The 17,842-nt window shown below is 66.3% G+C and carries 16 protein-coding genes; 5 read left to right on the top strand and 11 right to left on the bottom strand.

Translation table 11 applies throughout. The annotated features are described in order from the left end of the window. Positions 1 to 36: 36 nt before the first annotated feature. The 9 genes from A7X65_RS08390 to A7X65_RS08350 all read right to left on the bottom strand — a co-directional run bounded on the left by A7X65_RS08390 (position 37) and on the right by A7X65_RS08350 (position 9,166). The gene (locus tag A7X65_RS08390; protein WP_063683777.1) at positions 37 to 1,140 is read right to left on the bottom strand and encodes a sensor histidine kinase; all 1,104 of its coding nucleotides are present in this window, start codon (positions 1,138 to 1,140) and stop codon (positions 37 to 39) included. Continuing rightward, positions 1,137 to 1,577: a response regulator gene (locus A7X65_RS08385; protein WP_063683776.1), complete on the bottom strand. Its 441-nt coding sequence runs from the start codon at positions 1,575 to 1,577 to the stop codon at positions 1,137 to 1,139. Before A7X65_RS08385 ends, A7X65_RS08390 begins: the two co-directional genes overlap by 4 nt. Continuing rightward, complete coding sequence (locus A7X65_RS08380) at positions 1,574 to 3,091, bottom strand: sensor histidine kinase (protein ID WP_063683775.1); 1,518 nt, start codon at positions 3,089 to 3,091, stop codon at positions 1,574 to 1,576. Before A7X65_RS08380 ends, A7X65_RS08385 begins: the two co-directional genes overlap by 4 nt. 109 nt (positions 3,092 to 3,200) lie before the next feature. Then, positions 3,201 to 4,559, bottom strand: coding sequence for an acetyl-CoA carboxylase biotin carboxylase subunit (gene accC / locus A7X65_RS08375; protein ID WP_063683773.1), 1,359 nt, complete (start codon positions 4,557 to 4,559; stop codon positions 3,201 to 3,203). Positions 4,560 to 4,618: 59 nt separating this feature from the next. Beyond that, positions 4,619 to 5,113 (bottom strand): acetyl-CoA carboxylase biotin carboxyl carrier protein, encoded by a 495-nt coding sequence (gene accB, locus A7X65_RS08370; RefSeq protein ID WP_063683772.1) that lies wholly within the window; start codon positions 5,111 to 5,113, stop codon positions 4,619 to 4,621. 35 nt (positions 5,114 to 5,148) lie between these two features. Continuing rightward, a complete protein-coding gene (aroQ, locus tag A7X65_RS08365; protein ID WP_063683771.1) occupies positions 5,149 to 5,616 on the bottom strand; it encodes a type II 3-dehydroquinate dehydratase in 468 nt (155 codons plus the stop codon). 227 nt (positions 5,617 to 5,843) lie between these two features. Beyond that, positions 5,844 to 6,692, bottom strand: coding sequence for a DUF1236 domain-containing protein (locus A7X65_RS08360; RefSeq protein ID WP_063683770.1), 849 nt, complete (start codon positions 6,690 to 6,692; stop codon positions 5,844 to 5,846). A gap of 210 nt (positions 6,693 to 6,902) precedes the next feature. Further along, complete coding sequence (locus A7X65_RS08355) at positions 6,903 to 7,670, bottom strand: DsbA family protein (protein ID WP_063683769.1); 768 nt, start codon at positions 7,668 to 7,670, stop codon at positions 6,903 to 6,905. A gap of 95 nt (positions 7,671 to 7,765) precedes the next feature. After that, positions 7,766 to 9,166, bottom strand: coding sequence for a M48 family metalloprotease (locus tag A7X65_RS08350; RefSeq protein ID WP_063683768.1), 1,401 nt, complete (start codon positions 9,164 to 9,166; stop codon positions 7,766 to 7,768). Positions 9,167 to 9,355: 189 nt separating this feature from the next. Here A7X65_RS08350 and A7X65_RS08345 point away from each other — a divergent pair, with 189 nt between their 5' ends. The 3 genes from A7X65_RS08345 to A7X65_RS08335 all read left to right on the top strand — a co-directional run bounded on the left by A7X65_RS08345 (position 9,356) and on the right by A7X65_RS08335 (position 12,603). After that, a complete protein-coding gene (locus A7X65_RS08345; RefSeq protein WP_063683767.1) occupies positions 9,356 to 10,543 on the top strand; it encodes a pyridoxal phosphate-dependent aminotransferase in 1,188 nt (395 codons plus the stop codon). A gap of 84 nt (positions 10,544 to 10,627) precedes the next feature. Further along, a complete protein-coding gene (locus A7X65_RS08340) occupies positions 10,628 to 11,185 on the top strand; it encodes a biotin transporter BioY (protein WP_063683766.1) in 558 nt (185 codons plus the stop codon). An 83-nt stretch (positions 11,186 to 11,268) separates the two neighbouring features. Continuing rightward, a complete protein-coding gene (locus tag A7X65_RS08335; protein ID WP_063683765.1) occupies positions 11,269 to 12,603 on the top strand; it encodes a dicarboxylate/amino acid:cation symporter in 1,335 nt (444 codons plus the stop codon). A 26-nt stretch (positions 12,604 to 12,629) separates the two neighbouring features. Here A7X65_RS08335 and A7X65_RS08330 read toward each other — a convergent pair whose 3' ends face one another. Next, positions 12,630 to 13,514: an SDR family oxidoreductase gene (locus tag A7X65_RS08330; RefSeq protein WP_063683764.1), complete on the bottom strand. Its 885-nt coding sequence runs from the start codon at positions 13,512 to 13,514 to the stop codon at positions 12,630 to 12,632. A 103-nt stretch (positions 13,515 to 13,617) separates the two neighbouring features. Between A7X65_RS08330 and A7X65_RS08325 the strand changes: the two genes are divergently transcribed. Both A7X65_RS08325 and A7X65_RS08320 read left to right on the top strand, forming a co-directional pair. Then, positions 13,618 to 14,454, top strand: coding sequence for a helix-turn-helix transcriptional regulator (locus tag A7X65_RS08325; RefSeq protein ID WP_063683763.1), 837 nt, complete (start codon positions 13,618 to 13,620; stop codon positions 14,452 to 14,454). Positions 14,455 to 14,541: 87 nt separating this feature from the next. Continuing rightward, complete coding sequence (locus tag A7X65_RS08320) at positions 14,542 to 16,599, top strand: tetratricopeptide repeat protein (RefSeq protein WP_082884910.1); 2,058 nt, start codon at positions 14,542 to 14,544, stop codon at positions 16,597 to 16,599. Here the strand turns inward: A7X65_RS08320 and A7X65_RS08315 are convergent. Beyond that, positions 16,596 to 17,828, bottom strand: a complete 1,233-nt coding sequence (locus tag A7X65_RS08315; protein ID WP_063683761.1) for an NAD(P)/FAD-dependent oxidoreductase — start codon at positions 17,826 to 17,828, stop codon at positions 16,596 to 16,598. The two genes, A7X65_RS08320 and A7X65_RS08315, sit on opposite strands and share 4 nt — an antisense overlap. Positions 17,829 to 17,842: the final 14 nt, after the last annotated feature.

Genomic DNA, 17,842 nt, shown 5'->3' with positions numbered 1-17,842 from the left:
TCGTTGTGCGGTTGCGATGGGGGCAAGGGTGGTAGGTCAGCTCGCGGCGGCGGTGCTGGCCTTGCCGGGCGCGGGCGGCGTGCGCTGGAACCGCAGCACGATGCGGGTTCCGGAATGGGCGGGGTCACGCTCCACCGAGGCGTCCAGCTTGCTGGCCATCGCCGCGACGATGCGCTGGCCCATGCCGGTGGAGCGCGGATCGGCCTTGACGTTGTCGCCGACGCCGTTGTCGGTGATCGTGAGCTGGAGATCCTCGCCTTGCGAGGTCAGCTCGACATGGATCGGGCCGGCGCCGTCGGGATAGGCGTATTTCACCGCGTTCATCACCAGTTCGTTGACGATGATGCCGACGGCGACGGCACGGTCCGGGTCGATCTCGATCGGCTCGGCCTTCAGCGTCAGGCGCGACATCCGGTTGCCCTCGGCCGAGCGGCGCAGATCCTCCAGCAGCGAGTCCAGATACTGGTTCAGCACCACGCTCTTGAGGTCCTGCGAGGTGTAGAGGCGGCGATGCACCTGCGCGACCGCGGCGACGCGGCCCATCGCATTGGTCAGCGCGGCCTTGACCTCTTCCTGCCCGGCGGAGCTGGCCTGAAGGTGCAGCAGCGAGGCGATGATCTGGAGCGAGTTGCCGACGCGATGGTTGACCTCGCGCAGCAGCAGCTCGCGTTCGGCGGCAAGCGCGGCGTAGCGGTCGCGCGAGGCATGGATCTCGGCTTCGGCTTCCTCGCGCGCCTTCTGCAATTCGGCCTGGCGCAGCGCGCCCTCGGCAGCGACGTGGAGCAGGGGGATGAAATCGCCCTTGACGTCCTTGACGAGATAATCGGCCGCGCCCGCCTTCAGCGCCGTGACCGCGATGCTTGAATCCTGCGAGGCCGTGACGAACACCACTGGCGGCGCGCCCGGGATCGCCATGATCTGCTCGAGCGTCTCGAGGCCGTCGAGCCCCGGCATGTACTGGTCGAGCGCCACGACGTCGATGCCGCCCTGCGTCTCCGCGCGGCGGATGTGGTCGAGGCCTTCCTCGCCGCTGGCGGCATGAACGACCCTGTAGCCGCGCCGCGTCAGGCCGCGACTGACCAGCCGCGCGAGCGCGTCGTCGTCGTCGATATAGAGCAGGGTCGGCGTTCTCTGATTCATGTGGCGGCAGGCGGGACCTGGATGACCGAGAAGAACAGCCCGAGCTGCCGGATGGCGTTGGCGAAATTCTCGTAGTTGACGGGTTTGGTGATGTAGACGTTACAGCCGAGCTCGTAGCAGCGCTTGATCTCCTGGGAATCGTCGGTCGTGGTCAGCACGACCACGGGCGAGGCCTTGAGATACTTGTTTTCCTTGATCTGCTTGAGGATGTCGATCCCGCTCATGTCGGGTAGATTGAGGTCGAGCAGGATCAGGAGGGCGTTGCCCTTCTGGGACAGCCCGCTGCCGTCGGCGCCGAACAGGTGCTTGATCGCATCGGTGCCGTTCTCGAACGAGACGATCTCGTTGTTGACGCCGGAGCGGCGGATATTGCGTTCGATCAGCCGGGCGTGGCCCTCGTCGTCCTCGACCATGATGATGGTGACTGGTTGCGTCATCGATCTGTGTTCCGGGTGCTTGCGTTCCATGCAATGGGCAGCGTGATGGTGAAGGTGCTGCCCGCGTTCAGTTCCGACGATACCGACATGGTGCCGCCGAGACGGCGCACAAGTGCACGCACATGTGCAAGGCCTATGCCTTGTCCCGGCTTGTCCTGGGTTCCGGCGCGGCGGAACAGGTCGAATATCCGCTGATGGTCCCTAGCGTCGATGCCGCGGCCGTTGTCGCTGACCTCGAAGATAGCGTAACCGAGCTTGGTGCGCCCGCGAATTCTGATCTCGCCGGGCACGCCATTCTTCAGGTACTTGATGGCGTTGTCGATCAGATTGGAGAAAATCTGCTCCAGCGCCAGGCGGTCGCTGATGATATCAGGCAGCGGCTCGACGTGGATCTCCGCCTGCGCCTCGGCGGCCTGGTGCGCCAGCGTCGACACGATGGCCTCGACGAACTCGCGGACGTCGATCTTTTCCGGCTGGAATTCGCGCCGGCCCTCGCGGGTGAGGTTGAGGATCGCCGAGATCAGCCGGTCCATCTTGGCGATCGACGATTTGATGAAGCCGAGCGCCTCGGAGAAATCGGCCGAAAGCTGCTGGTCGGCCCCTTCCAGCGCGACCTCGCCGGAGGCCAGCGGCGGCCCGTCCGCAGGCACGTGGGTGAGGCTGCTGACGCGGCGGAAGATATCGCCGCCGAGCTCTTCGATCTCGCTGGTGAAGCCCATGATGTTGACGAGCGGCGAGCGCAGATCGTGGCTCACGATATAGGCGAAGCGCTGGATCTCGTTGTTGGCCTCGCGCAGGTCTGCCGTGCGCTCGTCGACGACGGCTTCCAAATTGGCGTAGGCATCGCGCAGGCGGTTCTCGGCGTCATCGCGCGCCTGCGCGGATCGCCGTACCAGCCAGATCGAGATCAGGGCCAGCACGACGACGAGGCCCGAGCCGATGCCGGTGAGCGAGGCGGCGAGCGTCTGGCTGCGGTCGGCATTTTCGGAGCGAAGGCGGAACAGCCGTTCCTCTTCGCGGATCATCGCGTTGGCAAGGTTGCTGATCGTGGTCGTGGTGTTGCCGGCGGCAGCCTCCCGGACGAGGGCGGTGGCCTTGTCCACCTCGCCCTGGCGGACGAATTCCATCTCGCGTGCGAACTGGCCGAGGCGGGTCTCGATCGCCGCGCTCAGCTTCTCGATGCCCTCGCGCTGCGCGGGATTGTCGCCGATCTGGCGTGTGAGCTTGTCGAGGGCCGGGACGATCGCCGCAACGGCCTTGTCGTGGTCCGACCGGAAATCCGGTCCCTGCGTCAGCAGATAGCCGCGCGCCCCGCTCTCGGCCCGTCGCAGCTCGAGCAGCAGCGAGTTGATCTGGTTCTCCACCTCGATGGTGTGAACCACCCATTCGCTGTCGCCGCGCGCCTTGTTGACGAGGTAGACCGAGCCGGCGCTGATCGCGGTCAGCACCAAAAGGCCCGCTGCGAACAGCAGGACCTGCCAGAATGCGCGCCGCCGCTGCGCTTCAGCCGTCACGACGGTGTCGCCTCGTACTTTAACAACGGAATTCCGACGCCCCTTTTTCGAACAGCTCCCGACTGCTCAAAACGCCCGCGAAGGCAATGGGTTCCCTCAAGCGACGGATTTATTTGGCCGTGGGTTCCACCTTGCCGGCCAGATACTGTTCCAGCCAGTGGATGTGGTAGTCGCCGTTGATGATGTCGTCCTGGCGGACGAGGTCGCGGAACAGCGGCAGTGTGGTCTCGATGCCTTCCACCACCATCTCGTCCAGCGCGCGGCGCAGGCGCATCAGGCACTCGGTGCGGGTCTTGCCGTGAACGATCAGCTTGCCGACCAGGGAGTCGTAATAAGGCGGGATCTGGTAGCCCTGATAGACCGCCGAATCGATGCGGACGCCGAGGCCGCCGGGCGGGTGGTATTGGGTGATGCGGCCGGGCGAGGGCCGGAAGGTCTGCGGATTCTCGGCGTTGATGCGGCACTCGATGGCGTGGCCGATGATCTGCACGTCCTCCTGCTTGGCCGGCAGGTCGCCGCCGGCGGCGATGCGGATCTGCTCCAGCACGAGGTCGATGTCGGTGATGCTCTCGGTGACGGGATGCTCGACCTGGATGCGCGTGTTCATCTCGATGAAGTAGAACTCGCCGTCCTCGAACAGGAACTCGATGGTGCCGACGCCGAGATATTTCATCTCGCGCATCGCCTTCGCGCAGGTCTCGCCGATCTTGGCGCGCGCGGCGGCGGCCAGCACGGGCGAGGGGCCTTCCTCCCAGACCTTCTGGTGGCGGCGCTGCAGCGAGCAGTCGCGCTCGCCGAGATGGATCGCACCGCCGCGGCCGTCGCCGAGGATCTGGATCTCGATGTGGCGCGGCTTCTGAAGGTATTTTTCCAGATAGACCGAGGCGTCGCCAAAGGCGGACTTGGCTTCGTTGGCCGCCGTGGACAGCGCGAGCTGCAAGTCGGCCTCGCTGTGCGCGACCTTCATGCCGCGGCCACCGCCGCCGGCCGCAGCCTTCACCAGCACGGGAAAGCCGATCTTCTTGGCGATCGCCATCGCGTCGTCGTCGGGGCCGACCGCGCCGTCGGAGCCGGGCACCACGGGGATGCCGAGCTTCTTGGCGGTCTTCTTGGCCTCGATCTTGTCGCCCATCAGGCGGATGTGCTCGGCCTTGGGGCCGATGAAATGCAGATTGTGCTCGCCGAGGATTTCCGCAAAGCGCGCATTCTCGGACAGGAAGCCGTAGCCGGGATGCACGGCATCGGCGCCGGTGATCTCGCAGGCCGCGAGCAGCGCGGGCACGTTGAGATAGCTGTCCTTGGACGCCGGAGGCCCGATGCACACGCTCTCGTCCGACAGGCGCACATGCATGGCGTCGGCGTCGGCAGTGGAGTGCACGGCGACCGTCGCGATCCCGAGCTCCTTGCAGGCCCTGAGGATGCGAAGGGCGATCTCGCCGCGATTGGCTATGAGGATCTTGTCGAACATGGTGTCCTTAGGGGACTGGCGCGCGTGACGCGGCGAGGGCGGCTGGCCGCCCTCATCGATTACTCAATGATGACGAGCGGCTCGCCGTATTCGACCGGCTGGCCGTCCTCGACCAGGATCTGCGTCACCGTGCCGGCGCGGGGCGAGGGGATCTGGTTCATGGTCTTCATGGCTTCGATGATCAGCAGCGTCTGGCCGACCGAGACCTTGCTGCCGACCTCGATGAACGGCTTGGCGCCGGGCTCGGGCGCCCAATAAGCGGTGCCGACCATCGGCGAGGTCACGGCGCCCGGATGCTTCGAGAGGTCAGCCGCGGCAGCGGCAGGCGCCGCGGCGGCAACGGCTGCCGGCATGGCCATGGGAGCGGCTGCCATCGGCATCGGCATGGTCGCGGCCACGCTGATGTTGCGGGCGACGCGCAGGCGCAGGCCCGCGCGCTCGATCTCGATCTCGGTGAGGCTGGTCTCATCGAGCAGAAGGGCGAGCTCGCGGACGAGCGCGGAATCCTCGCTGGAAAACTTTGCGGCTGCTTTGTCGTCTGGCTGGCGCGCCATGTTGTTTGATCCGAATGTTCTGTGTGATGGGAGCGTCAGGCTTTGGGCTTGATGCCGAGCTTGGCGGCAAGGCCCTGGATGGCGAGGCGGTAGCCTTCGATGCCGAAACCGCACAGCGAGGCGAAGGCCGCGCGCGCGGTGTAGGAGTGGTGACGGAAGCTCTCGCGGGCGTGGATGTTGGTGACGTGCACCTCGACCGTCGGGATCTGCACCGCGAGCAGCGCGTCATGCAGCGCGATCGAGGTGTGCGAATAGCCGCCGGCGTTGATGATGATGCCCTTCATCTTGCGGGCATGCGCCTCGTGGACGAAGTCGATCAGCTCGCCCTCGCGATTGGACTGCCGGCAATCGGCCTTGAGGCCGAACGACGCGGCCGTCTCGCGGCACAGTGCCTCGACGTCGGCAAGGGTCGCGTGACCATACTTTTCGGGCTCGCGCGTCCCCAACATGTTGAGGTTCGGCCCGTTGAGAACGAGGATCGTATCGGTTGCTGGTTCAGCCATTCTTGTCCCGGCAGAGGTGCTTCGGCGTGGCGGGGTTATAGGTAACAAAGCGTCCTAGGGGAAGCCTTGAAGGGCCTTAGGGGAGGGTTCAAGCACCTCATCCGGCATGCAAAAACCTGTGCGGAAACTACGGAAATTGCTTGTTAACCAGTCCAAAGGATGGCTGGCGGGCGAACGGCAAAGGGCGGGCATTGCTGCCCGCCCCCTGAGGTTGCCGGTCTACGGCCTTAGACGTTCAGGACTGCCACGATCTCGTAGGTGTCCGGATCGATGATCACGATCTCCTCCTTGACCAGGACGTACTTGTAGGTCCGCCACTCCGGATAGATCGTCACGACCCGCGACGGCAGGGCGTGGAGCTCGATGCCCTCGCGCGGAATGCGGGTACCGACCGAGATCGAGAAGTTCACGTTGGTCACCGGCCGCACGCGCTCCTCGCGGATCACGGACGTGATCTGGGTCCGCTGCTCGGTCGTGAGCTTGGCACCGGCGCCGGCCTGGCCGACAGTCGTGTTCGTGCCGGTCCGGCCCTGGGCGTTCTGGTTAGTGCTGGTGCCGGTCTGGCCCTGGGCATTCTGGTTGGTGGTCGTGCTGCCCTTCTGGTTCTCGGCGTTGTTGGTCGAGGTGCCGCTCTTGCTGCCCTCAGCCTTCATGTCCTTGTCCTTCGCGCCGGGCTTGCTGGTGTCCTGGCTCATGCTCTTGGACTTGTCCTGCTGGCCCTGCGCGCGTTCGTCGGTGCGCTGGCCCTTGGTCGCGCCGGCCTTGTCCTCGGCTGCGTTCTTGTTCATCTCGCGGCCCTGATGCTCGTCCTTCATCGCGCCGGAGGACTTGTCCTCGGCCGCGGTGCCGGACTTCATGCTGCCGGCGCCGCCGGCCTGGCCAACGGTGCCCTTCTCATGATTGGAGTCACGGCCCATCGAGCCGCGCTCAGCGGCGCCGCCGGAAGGCTGCGAGTGCTGCATCTGCTGCTGCGCGCCAGCGCCGCCAGTGTCGCGGCCCTTGTCCTGTGCGTTCGCCAGACCGGTGCCCGCGACGAGTGCGACTGCGGCAACCGAGATCATAAAGCGGTTCAACATCGAAATTCTCCTCACGTGGTTTCTTGCGTCATTGCCCGCGCCGACAACGAAAGGAGATTTGAGTTGTTCCGGAACTTCGCCTGTTCCGCGGCATTTGTTTGTTGAATGCCGGATGAACGATTTGGCAGGATCGCGCCACGGTTTGTCCCACGAAAAAAGCCGGCTTTTCAGCCGGCCTTCTCGCGTCGTCCAATATCGGAAAATGTGCAATCAGCAGGTTGCCTTGCCGCAGCGGGCAATGCCGATCTTTTCCTTGAGGCCTTCGAGGCCGACAGCGCCGATCACGATCTGCTTGCCGATCACGTAGCTCGGCGTGCCGTTCATGCCCATCGCTTCGGCGAGCTTGAAGTTCTCCTCGATGGTGGCGCGCACTTCGGGGCTGGCGAGGTCCTTCTCGATCTTCGCGGTGTCGAGGCCGGCTTCCTTGGCCGCCTGCAGCGCGCGCGCCTTGTCGGCCGCGCCGCGGCCGCCGAGCAGCTTCTGGTGGAAGTCGAGATACTTCTTGCCGGTGGGATCCTGCATGCGCACGGCGACGGCGACCTGCGCCGCTTCCACCGAGCCCTGGCTCAGCACCGGAAACTCCTTCAGCACGACCTTCAGCTTCGGATCGGCCTTCATGAGGTCCAGCATGTCGGTCATCGCGCGTTTGCAATAACCGCAATTGTAGTCGAAGAACTCGACGAAGGTGACGTCGCCGTCCTTGTTGCCGAGCACGACCTGGCGCGGCGAGTTGAAGATCGCCTCGGAGTTCTGCGCGATGCTGGCCTCGTGCTTCTGCGTTTCGGCCGCGGCCTGGCGCTTGCTGAGCTCGGTCATCGCTTCCTCGAGCACCTCGGGGTGGGTGACGAGGTAGTTCTTGATGATGGCCTCGATGTCGGTGCGCTGGGCATCGGAGAAGCTGTCGGCCGACGCGGGCGCGGCTGCGCCGAAGATGGCGAGCGCAAACAGCGCGGGAGCAAGCAGACGCAGCGAAGGCATTGGCAAATCCTCTTATCCAAAGCAGGTTTCGGAAAACGTCCCGGCGGACTCAAAGCTCGGTGTCGTGACGTCGTGGTCTTAAGGCGTCGTTCTCGTCAGTTGCGCGGTGGCTTGGCCGCCACGATGTCGTCGGCCTTGACCCATCCGGGCGTGCCGACGGCGAAACGGGTTTTCGCGCGCGTTGCGAGCTCGCGGGCGGTCTTGTTGTCGCCGCGCAGATAGGCGGCCTGGGCCGAGGCGAGATCGGCCTCGGCATAGTCGCCCTTCCGGCCATAGGCCATCGCGAGCTGCATATAGCCGAGAGCAGCCTCCGGTTCCCGCGCCACGGCGGCCCGGAGAATCCGAACGGCGTCCTCCGTGTAGGCCTTATTATCCGATCCAACCAGAGCCTGCCCAAGTAACATCTCGATGAGGGGGGCGTTGTTGGAGAGTGCGACAGCCTTGCGCAGGGGCGCGATGGCCTCGGCCGGCTTGCCGCCCTCCAGAAGCGCCTGGCCGCGCACCTCGTAGAAATACGGGTTGTTGGGCTGGACCTGGATCAAAGCGTCGATCTGGGCGAGGGCACTGCGCAGATCGCCGTGCAGATAGGTGCTGATAGCCCGGGCGTAGCGCGCCGGCAGGCTGTCGTTGGTCTGCGGATAGCGGCGATACACCGTCTCCGGCCGCTCCATGAAGGCCGAGATCTTGGCGCGCACCATGTCGTGGCGGAGCTGGAGCGCGGGATCGTCCTTCTTGTCCCAATAGGGGCTGGTGCTCGCGAACTCCTGCAGCGCGGCGACGCGCTCGGCCGGCATCGGATGCGACTGCAGATAGGGATCGGCACCGCGTGCGGCGAACAGGCTCTCGCTGGTGAAGCGCTTGAAGGTCTCGTACATACCCTTCGGCGACTGCTGGGTCGCGGTCAGGAATTTCACGCCGGCGCGGTCGGCATTCTCCTCCTGCTGGCGCTGGTAGGACAAAAGCGTCCGGCGGATCATTTCCTGGGGACCCGCGATCGCGGCTGCGCCCGCATTGGCAAGGCCGTTGTTGCCGGCGCTGCTGCGCTGGGTGCTGCCCGCTGCGATCGCGCCGGCGCCGAGCAACATGGCGATGATCATCTGGGTCTGGGCGTTGGCGAGCTGTTCGCGCAGCTTGGACAGATGGCCGCCGGCCAGATGCCCGGTCTCGTGCGCGAGCACGCCGATGATCTGGTTCGGCGTCTCGGACAGGAGGATCGCGCCGTAATTGACGAATATGCGGCGGCCGTCCGCGACGAACGCGTTGAACGAGGCCTCGTTGATGATCACCATCTGGATGTTCTGCTTTTCCAGACCGGCGACGCGCAGGATCGGGCGGGTGTAGTCGCGCAGGAGCTGCTCGGTCTCGGTGTCGCGCAGCACCGGCGGCCCCTTGCTCTGCGCGCGTGCCGCGGGGAGCGGCGACAGCGCGATCGCCGCCGCCGTGACGACGGCGGTGAGGGCGGAGGCCTTCTTGCGCAATGCGGTCTGGAGCAACATCAAACGGTCTGGGTCAAACGGTCTGGCAAGCAGTTTCGTGATTGGTTTTGGCGATTGGCGGCGGACCGGATACGCGATATGGCCTATGAGCCGTACCCCTTATGAGCCGTACAATACGGCCAGTCTGGGGCGCAAGCGCCCCGTTTTCCGGACCGGACGGCCGGCCCGCCAGCGAAATAGCAGAAATCGATGCACGATGCGACATTGAGGAACCGGTTGGGGCAGTGGCTTGATCCCTCCCGCCGCAGCGATGTTCCCCCGTTCATGGTGATGGACGTGATGGCCGCGGCGGCCCGAATCGAGGCGGCCGGGGGCCATGTCATCCACATGGAGGTCGGCCAGCCCGCGGCCGGCGCGCCGAAGACCGCGATCGCGGCCGCCCATGCGGCGCTCGAGGCGGGCCGGATCGACTATACCTCCGCGCTCGGCATCCCATCCCTGCGCGAGCGCATCGCCCGGCATTATCGCGACGTCTACCGGTGCGACGTCAGCGCCGAGCGGATCGTGGTGACGACCGGATCGTCCGGCGGCTTCATCCTGGCGTTCCTGGCGATGTTCGAGCCCGGCGACCGCGTCGCCGTGACGGTGCCGGGCTATCCGCCGTACCGGCACATCCTGACCGCGCTCGGCTGCGAGCCGGTGCTGATCGAGACCACGAACGAGACGCGCCATGCGCTCACCGGAGAGGCGCTGCTCGCCGCTCATCGCAAGGCGCCGTTGAAGGGCGTGCTGGTCGGCAGTCCCGCCAATCCGACGGGAACGATGATGTCCCGCGAGGCGCTCTCCGGCCTGATCGCGGCGGCGGAGGACGCCAAGATCCGCTTCATCTCGGACGAGATCTATCATGGGCTCGACTACGCGTTTCCGGCGGTGACGGCGGCGGCGCTGTCCGACCACGCACTCGTGATCAACTCGTTCTCGAAATATTTTTGCATGACCGGCTGGCGCGTCGGCTGGATGGTCGTGCCCGAGCTTCTGGTGCGCCCGATCGAGCGGCTCCAGCAGAACCTGTCGATCTCGGTGCCGTCGCTGTCGCAGATCGCGGCCGAGGCCGCCTTCGACGGCGCAGCCGAGATGGAGGAGATCAAGCACGGCTACCAGGAAAACCGTCGCATTCTGATCGAGGGATTGCCCAAAGCCGGCCTCAGCAAGTTCTTGCCGGCCGATGGCGCGTTCTACCTCTATGCCGATGTCTCGGACTTCACCTCCGACAGCTTCGAATTCGCCAAGCAGATGCTGGAGCAGGCCCATGTCGCGGCGACGCCCGGCGTCGATTTCGATCCCATCCATGGCCGTTCATTCATACGGTTCTCCTATGCTCGTTCGGCAGAAGAGATGCGGGAGGCAGTTGACCGGATCGCTCACTGGCTTAAATAGCCGCCAGTTTTCGCCAGCCTTCCGGAGTTCAACTTGTCTGACCGTTCCGTCCCGTCCGCCACGCATTCTCCTCTCGCCGCATTGATGTGGCCGACCCGTCCGGGCGAAACAGTCGGCGCGCTGCGTGCGTTCGTGCTGATTGCGCTCGGCACCGCCTTGATGGCGCTGTCAGCCAAGGTGAACCTGCCGCTGCCCTATGTGCCGATGACGCTGCAGACGCTCGTCGTGCTGATGATCGGCGCCGCCTATGGCTGGCGGCTTGGCAGCGCAACCATGATCGCCTACCTCGCCGAGGGCGCGATGGGGTTGCCGGTGTTCGCGGGCCCCGTGGGTGGGATTGCACCGCTGGTCGGGCCGACCGCGGGCTATCTGTTCGGCTTCGTGCTGGCGGCCTTCGTCACCGGCTGGCTCGCCGAGCGCGGCTGGGATCGCAGCGTAATGCTGCTGTTTGCGGCAATGGCCGTCGGTCATATCGTCATACTGGTGGCCGGGTTCGCCTGGCTCGCCTACGGCCTCGGGCTGGGAGCCGCGAAGGCCTGGCAGGTCGGCCTTGCGCCGTTCATCGCAGCGTCCCTGGTGAAGAACGCGCTGGGCGCGACGCTGATGCCGGCGGCTCGCCGGCTCGTCGACCGCCGCGGGTAAAGCGCACCATTCCGACTGGTTCCAATTGACAGAGCCGGCCAAGTTGATCTTGGCTGGCTCTGAGTTCGAGGGGGAGTGAAACAATGACGACGACAACGATGGCGGGAGCGCCGGTCGCGCAGCCCGCAGCCAAGCCGTGGTACAAGGTTCTCTATGTCCAGGTGCTGATCGCCATCGTGCTCGGCGCCATCGTCGGCTGGCTCTGGCCGACGGTCGCCACCAACGACTGGATCAAGGCGCTCGGCGACGGCTTCATCAAGCTGATCAAGATGGTGATCGCCCCGATCATCTTCTGCACCGTGGTCTCGGGCATCGCCCATATCCAGGACGCCAAGAAAGTCGGACGCATCGGCGTCAAGGCGCTGGTCTATTTCGAGATCGTCTCGACCTTCGCGCTGGTGATCGGCCTCATCATCGGCAATCTGGTGAGGCCGGGCGCAGGTTTCGGCAATGCCGCGGCTAACGAAGCTGCCGTTGCCAACTACGCCAAGCAGGCCGCCGGCCAGAAGTCGGTCGACTTCGTGCTGCACATCATTCCGGACACCGTGGTCGGCGCGTTCGCGCAGGGCGAGATCCTGCAGGTGCTGCTGTTCTCGGTGCTGTTCGGCTTCGCGATCATGAGCCTGGGCGAGCGCGGCCACACCATCCGCAGCTTCATCGACGATGCCGCGCATGCGGTGTTCGGCGTCATCTCCATCGTGATGCGCGCGGCGCCGATCGGCGCGTTCGGCGCGATGGCCTACACCATCGGCAAGTTCGGCACCGGCGCGATCCTCAACCTGGTCGGCCTGATCGCGACGTTCTACGTCACGGCGGCGCTGTTCGTGTTCGTCGTGCTCGGCATCATCGCGCGCATGGCGGGGTTCTCGATCTTCAAGTTCCTCGCCTACATCAAGGACGAGCTGCTGATCGTGCTCGGCACCTCGTCCTCGGAAAGCGCGCTGCCGTCCTTGATGGAGAAGCTCGAGCGTCTCGGCTGCTCCAAGTCGGTGGTCGGCCTCGTGGTGCCCACGGGCTACTCGTTCAACCTCGACGGCACCAACATCTACATGACGCTGGCGACGCTGTTCATCGCGCAGGCGCTCGGTTTCGACCTCAGCTTCAGCCAGCAGCTCACGATCCTGGTCGTGGCCATGCTGACCTCGAAGGGCGCTTCCGGCATCACCGGTGCGGGCTTCATCACGCTGGCGGCGACGCTCGCCGTGGTCGATCCGCGGCTCGTGCCGGGCATGGCGATCGTGCTCGGCATCGACAAGTTCATGAGCGAGTGCCGCGCGCTGACCAACCTCTGCGGCAACGGTGTGGCCTGCGTGATCGTCGCCTGGTGGGAGGGTGAGCTCGATCGCGACAAGCTCAACGCCGCCCTTGCGAGGCAAATCGATCCGACGGACATGGAAACCGCCATCACGACGGACTGAACCGGATCTAACGGCGCTACGCGCCGCTAGACCTTGAAGTAATAGGGCTGGTCGAGATCCTCGATCAGCCCTTTTTCTTTTGGCGCCCAGCCGAGTGCGGCGCGCGTCTTCGCGCTCGAGGTCGGGACGTCCACGGCGGCAAACCGCGCGAACCAACCGAAATGCGCTTCCGCCTCGTCGGCGGATTTCGAGACCACGGGCACGCCGAGCCGCTTTCCGATCACCTCCGCGATCGCCTTGAAGGGCACGCCTTCCTCGGCGACGGCGTGATAGCGGCGCGCGGATGCGCCTTGCTCCAGCGCCATCCGGTAGACACGCGCTGCGTCGAAACGGTGCGCGGCCGGCCAGCGGTTGTTGCCGTCGCCGATATAGGCCGCAGCGCCTTTCTCGCGCGCGATCGCGATCAGGCGCGGGACGAAACCGTGGTCGCTCTCGCCATGGGTGGTGGGCGGCAGCCGCACGATGCCGGCGCGGACCCCTTGCTGCATGAGGTCTTCGGCCGTCGCTTCCGAGACGCGCGGAAAGTGGCGCGCCGCCGCATCGTCCTCGGTCGCAAGACGTCCCGGCGCGAGCAGCGCCACGCCCGAGGTGACGAGGAGCGGACGCTCGGAGCTCTTCAGCTCGTCGCCGAGCGCGAGGATCGCCTGGCGGTCCAGCTCGCAATTGTCAGCGAACTTCGAGAAGTCGTGGTTGAAGGCGAGGTGCAGCACGCCGTCGGAGGCGGCCGCGCCGCTGCGCAAGGACGCGTGGTCCTCGAGCGAGCCGCGATGGACCGCCGCGCCCATCGCGGCGAGGGCGGCGGCGCCGGCATCGGTGCGGGCGAGGCCGGTGACGCGGTGGCCGTTCGCGATCAGGTCGGCAACCACGGCGGAGCCGACGAAGCCGGTGGCGCCGGTGACGAATACACGCATGAGCTATCTCCAGGGATTGGCGAAGGGGTTGGTGGAGACGACCATCTGCGCTAGTCTTATCCGGGTAAAGTAGTGACCTTATCAGGGTATAATAGCTAACAGGATGAGCGAGACCGCTTCGGCTGAAAACCTGCTTGGGGCCTATCTCAAGGACCGCCGCACCCGGCTCGATGCCGCTGCGTTCGGCCTCAGCGGCAGCCGCCGGCGCACGCCCGGCCTGCGGCGCGAGGAGGTGGCCCAGCGCGCCAATATCAGCCCGACCTGGTACACGTGGCTGGAGCAGGGCCGGGGCGGGGCGCCATCGGCCGATGTGCTCGACCGCATCGCCCGCGCGTTGATGCTGACCGATGTCGAGCGCGAGCACCTGTTCCTGATCGGCCTCGGCCGTCCGCCGGAGGTGCGCTACCAGGCGAGCGAGGGCGTCTCGCCGCGGCTGCAGCGCGTGCTCGACGCGCTCGCATTCAGCCCCGCGCTGGTGCGGACCGCGACCTGGGACGTCGTCGCCTGGAACAGGGCGGCAACCGCCGTGCTGACGGACTACGGCGCGATCCCGCCGGACCAGCGCAACATCCTGCGCTTCATCTTCTGCGATCCGCGCGTGCGCGCCGCGCAATACGACTGGGACAGCGTGGCGCGCTTCGTGGTGGCGGCGTTCCGGGCGGATGCCGCGCGCGCCGGCGCGGTCTCGCATGTCGCCGATTTCGTTGACGAGCTGTGTAGGACCAGCCCGGAATTCGCGTCGCTGTGGCGCGACAACGACGTGCGCCATCATGGCGACGGCACCAAGCGGCTGCGCCACCCCGTGCACGGCACCATGTCGTTCGAATATTCGAGCTTCAATGTCGAGGCCCGGCCCGATCTCAGCATGATCGTCTATAACCCGGCGACACCGGAAGATGCCGAGCGGATCAGGACATTGCTTGCCGAGCGCGCCGACTGACGGAATTGGCGAGCTCGCGCGTTTAACCCGCATCTCAGGCGTCGAGGGGTGGGTGGTATCGTGGGCAATGCGGCTGTGAATCCGATCATGTTGCAGGCGGCAGAGCATTTTGCTGCGGGGCGGCCGGATCAGGCGGATGCGCTGTGCGCGCAGGTTTTGGCGGCAGATCCGGATTACGTTCCGGCGCTGCATCTGGCGGCGGTCACAGCCTTCGTCACCGACCGCGCGGCCGAGGGCGCGGCGCTGCTCGGCCGCATCTTCAGCGTCGATCCCGACCATGCACCGGCGCTTGTCACGCTCGGCGATGCGCTGGCGCTGAAGGGCGAGCAGGAAGGGGCGGTGGCGGCGTTCCGCCGCGCGCTGCTGCGGCAGGGCGACGATGCGACCGTGCACAACAAGCTCGGCGTGGCGCTCGGCGAGCTCGCGCGCTTCGAGGAGGCGGAAGCTGCTTACCGCCACGCGCTGGCGCTCGATGCGCATCTGACGCGGGCCTGCTTCAATCTTGCCGTCGTGCTCGCCGGACAGGGGCGGCTCACTGAAGCCGAAGAGGCCTATCGTGCGGTCATCGCGCGCGAGCCCTCCTATCGCGGCGTCTGGCTCAATCTCGGCAATCTCCTCATCGACCAGGCGCGGCTCGGCGAGGCGGAGGGGGCTTATCGCCGCGCGCTCGAAATTGATCCCGATGATCCCGGCGTGCTGTGCAATCTCGGCGCCGCGCTCTACCGGCAAGGATTGCTCGACGACGCTATCGTGCAATACCGCCGCGCCATCGCGATCGCGCCGGACAATGTGCCGGCGATGCGCCTGCTCGGTCTCGTCCTGCACGAGGCCGGTCAACTGCGGGAAGCCGACGAGGTCTACCGGCAGGTCTTTACGCGCGACGCATCGGATCATGTGGTCGCCAGCAATCTCGGCGCCTGCCTCTCCGAGCTCGGTCATCTGGAGGAGGCGATCGCGTCCTGCGAGCATGCGCTGCTGCTGAAGCCCGATCACGCTCCGGCCTGGACCAATCTCGGCATCATCTTCGAGAAGCAGGACCGCGCCGGCGACGCGGTCGCCGCGCACCGCTGCGCGGTCGTCGCCGATCCCGCTTACGCAAAGGGCCACGCTAATCTCGCGGTCGCGCTGCGCAATGCCGGTGATATCGACGAGGCGCTCGCGGTCTCGCATCGCGCCATCGCGCTCGATCCGGAGCAGCCGCTGGCGCAGTACAACCACGCGCATTTCATGCTGATGAACGGCGAGTTCGCCGATGGCTTCGAGGCCTATCGCTGGCGGCGCAGATGCAAGGCACTGTCGGACGGCGATCCTGAATTCGCCGAGCCGGAATGGCAGGGCGAGCCGCTCGCGGGGCGGACATTGCTGCTGTTCGCCGAATACGGGCTCGGCGATGCCCTGCATTTCGTGCGCTATGTGCCGATGGTGACAGCGCTGGGCGGCCGGATCATCCTGCAGGTTCAGCCCGCGCTCGCCGCGCTGCTGCGGCAGCTTCAAGGCGTCACCGTGATCGCGCGCGGCGCGCCGCTGCCTCCGTTCGACCTGCAACTGCCGCTGATGAGCCTGCCGCGCATCTTCGGCACCACGCGCGAGACCATCCCGGCGGACGTTCCCTATCTGCATGCCGATCCCGCACGACTGTCGCGCTGGCGCGCGGCGCTTGCGGATGTGACGACGCTGAAGGTCGGTGTCGTCTGGGCCGGCAATGCCAGGCACAAGGGCGACCGCCAGCGTTCGCTGTCAGCAGAAGCCGTGCTGCCGCGCCTCGTGATGCCGGGCGTGCAGCTCTATTCCTTGCAAAAGGAGCCGCGGCCCGGGGATGCCGAGGTGCTGGCCGCGCTCGGCAAAGACGTCATCGACCTTGCGCCGGCGCTCGGCGATTTCGCCGACACCGCGGCGGCCGTGGCGGCGCTCGATCTCGTCATCGCCGTCGACACGTCGGTGGCGCATCTCGCCGGCGCGCTGGGACGTCCGGTGTGGATGCTGACGCCTTACGCGCTCGACTGGCGCTGGCTTAGGGATCGCGAGGACAGTCCGTGGTATCCGACCATGCGGCTGTTCCGCCAGCGAGCGCCGCGCGAATGGGACGATCCCTTGATGCGCCTGTCGGCCGCGCTCGCGGTGCTCGCCGCAGGCGCGGAGGACTAGAAGCGTTCCGGCCGGTAAGGCGCAGGATCGATCGAGGGCGTCTCGCCGCTCATGATCTCGGCGAGCAGGCGTCCCGTTGCGGGCCCGAGCGTAAAGCCCTGATGGCCGTGGCCGAAATTCATCCAGAGGCCGGGGTGGCGCGGCGCCTGCCCGAGCACCGGCAGCATGTCGGGCGTGCAGGGGCGGGTGCCGAACCACGGATCGGGCTCGGCGCGCTTGCCGAGATCGATCAGCTCGCGGGCGGAGGCTTCGGCACTTTCGAGCTGCACGGGCGTTGCGAGCGCATCCGGGCCCGTCAGCTCGGCGCCGGTGGTGATGCGGATGCCCTTGGCCATCGGTCCCATGGCGTAGCCGTTGCCCTTGTCCACCAGCGGCAGATCGAGCGAGGCGCCGCCGCTGTAATGCATGTGGTAGCCGCGCTTGCGCACCAGCGGGATGCGATAGCCGAACTTGTACAGGAGATCGGGCGACCACGGTCCGAGCGTCACGACGGCGTGCGCGGCGTCGATGCGCCCCGGATCGGTGTCGACCGACCAGCCGGTCGCGGTTTGCTGCAGGCTTTGCGCATCACCGAGCACGATCCGGCCGCCGAGGCGTTGGAACAGCTCGGCATAGGCCGTGACCAGCGCGCCGGGATCGGACACCGTCCAGGTGTCGAGCCAGTGGATGGCGCCCGGCAGATCGTCGCGCAGGATCGGCTCGGCCTTGGTCAATTCGCTGCCGGACAGCACGCGAAAATTCACGCCGAACTCGCGCGCATCCTGTTCCGCGTTTTTGACCGAGAGCTCCAGGTCGGCGGCATCGCGGTACAGCGCCCGGTAGCCGGCGCGGCGGATCAGGTTGTCGGCATGGGCCTCGCGAATGAGGATGTCGTGTTCGCTCGTCGCATAGCCGATCAGGCGCGCCCATCCGACGATGGCTTCGCGATGCCGCTTCGGCGCCGAATGCCACCAGTAGCGCAGCAGCGGCTCGATATGGCGGTGAAGCGAGGACAGGCTGTAGCGCACGTCGTTGGTGCGGCCGGTCGCGATCTTGAGCAGCGTGGCGAGGTCGCGCGGCATCGGATAGGGGCGCACGGCTTCGGCCTGGATCATCCCGGCATTGCCGTAGCTGGTCTCGCGGCCGGGCTCCCTGCGGTCGACGAGCGTGACGGCCCAGCCGCGCCGCTGCAGGTGCAGCGCCGCACCCACACCGACCATGCCGCCGCCGAGAATGATCGCGCTTTGCATCGGAAGAAATCTCC

Source organism: Bradyrhizobium stylosanthis (assembly GCF_001641335.1).
Classification (GTDB): Bacteria; Pseudomonadota; Alphaproteobacteria; order Rhizobiales; family Xanthobacteraceae; genus Bradyrhizobium; species Bradyrhizobium stylosanthis.
The sequence above is the reverse complement of the archived record's forward strand: the minus strand, read 5'-3'. Positions and strand labels throughout refer to the sequence as shown.

Excerpts from the sequence above, each read along its gene's own strand:
- A7X65_RS08390 (WP_063683777.1), bottom strand. The coding sequence starts at position 1,140 with ATGAATCAGAGAACGCCGACCCTGCTCTATATCGACGACGACGACGCG.
- A7X65_RS08385 (WP_063683776.1), bottom strand. The coding sequence starts at position 1,577 with ATGACGCAACCAGTCACCATCATCATGGTCGAGGACGACGAGGGCCAC.
- accC (WP_063683773.1), bottom strand. The coding sequence starts at position 4,559 with ATGTTCGACAAGATCCTCATAGCCAATCGCGGCGAGATCGCCCTTCGC.
- accB (WP_063683772.1), bottom strand. The coding sequence starts at position 5,113 with ATGGCGCGCCAGCCAGACGACAAAGCAGCCGCAAAGTTTTCCAGCGAG.
- aroQ (WP_063683771.1), bottom strand. The coding sequence starts at position 5,616 with ATGGCTGAACCAGCAACCGATACGATCCTCGTTCTCAACGGGCCGAAC.
- A7X65_RS08360 (WP_063683770.1), bottom strand. The coding sequence starts at position 6,692 with ATGTTGAACCGCTTTATGATCTCGGTTGCCGCAGTCGCACTCGTCGCG.
- A7X65_RS08355 (WP_063683769.1), bottom strand. The coding sequence starts at position 7,670 with ATGCCTTCGCTGCGTCTGCTTGCTCCCGCGCTGTTTGCGCTCGCCATC.
- A7X65_RS08350 (WP_063683768.1), bottom strand. The coding sequence starts at position 9,166 with ATGTTGCTCCAGACCGCATTGCGCAAGAAGGCCTCCGCCCTCACCGCC.
- A7X65_RS08345 (WP_063683767.1), top strand. The coding sequence starts at position 9,356 with ATGCACGATGCGACATTGAGGAACCGGTTGGGGCAGTGGCTTGATCCC.
- A7X65_RS08340 (WP_063683766.1), top strand. The coding sequence starts at position 10,628 with ATGTGGCCGACCCGTCCGGGCGAAACAGTCGGCGCGCTGCGTGCGTTC.
- A7X65_RS08335 (WP_063683765.1), top strand. The coding sequence starts at position 11,269 with ATGACGACGACAACGATGGCGGGAGCGCCGGTCGCGCAGCCCGCAGCC.
- A7X65_RS08330 (WP_063683764.1), bottom strand. The coding sequence starts at position 13,514 with ATGCGTGTATTCGTCACCGGCGCCACCGGCTTCGTCGGCTCCGCCGTG.
- A7X65_RS08325 (WP_063683763.1), top strand. The coding sequence starts at position 13,618 with ATGAGCGAGACCGCTTCGGCTGAAAACCTGCTTGGGGCCTATCTCAAG.
- A7X65_RS08320 (WP_082884910.1), top strand. The coding sequence starts at position 14,542 with ATGTTGCAGGCGGCAGAGCATTTTGCTGCGGGGCGGCCGGATCAGGCG.
- A7X65_RS08315 (WP_063683761.1), bottom strand. The coding sequence starts at position 17,828 with ATGCAAAGCGCGATCATTCTCGGCGGCGGCATGGTCGGTGTGGGTGCG.